1 protein-coding gene is annotated in these 573 nt (G+C 70.5%); it reads left to right on the top strand.

Annotated elements, in window-relative coordinates:
* Positions 1-573: sigma 54-interacting transcriptional regulator (locus AC27IO_RS25260; RefSeq protein WP_498741350.1), on the top strand; the 573-nt coding region annotated here is incomplete at both ends.

The following is a 573-nucleotide window of genomic DNA, read 5'->3' as shown; positions in this document are numbered from 1 at the left end:
CCGGCACCGGCAAGGAGCTGGTGGCGCGCGCGCTGCATGCCAGCAGCCAGCGCGCGGACGGACCGCTGGTCGCCGTCAACTGCGGCGCCATTCCGGAAAACCTGCTCGAAGCCGAATTCTTCGGCGCGCGCAAGGGCTCGTACACCGGCGCCACGCAGGACCGCGACGGCTACTTCCAGGCGGCACGCGGGGGCACGCTGTTCCTGGACGAGATCGGCGACCTGCCACTGGCGATGCAGTCCAAGCTGCTGCGTGCCATCCAGGAACGCAGCGTGCGGGCGCTGGGCTCCACGGGGGAAGAGACCGTGGATGTGCGCATCGTCAGCGCCACCCACCGCGACCTGTCGGCCGATGTGCAGTCCGGCCGGTTCCGCCAGGATCTGTATTACCGCCTCAACGTGATCGAAGTGGTCATCCCGCCGCTGCGGGAACGCCGCGAAGACCTGCCTGCCCTGTGCGCCACGCTGCTGGCGCGCATCGCGCAGGAATCGGGCGCGCCGGTGCCGCCCCTCACGCAGAACGCGCTCGACCGCATCGCCATGCACCCGCTGACCGGCAACGTGCGCGAGCTGG

The organism is Acidovorax sp. KNOB132 (assembly GCF_057541515.1).
This window is presented reverse-complemented; position numbering and strand designations above follow the sequence as displayed.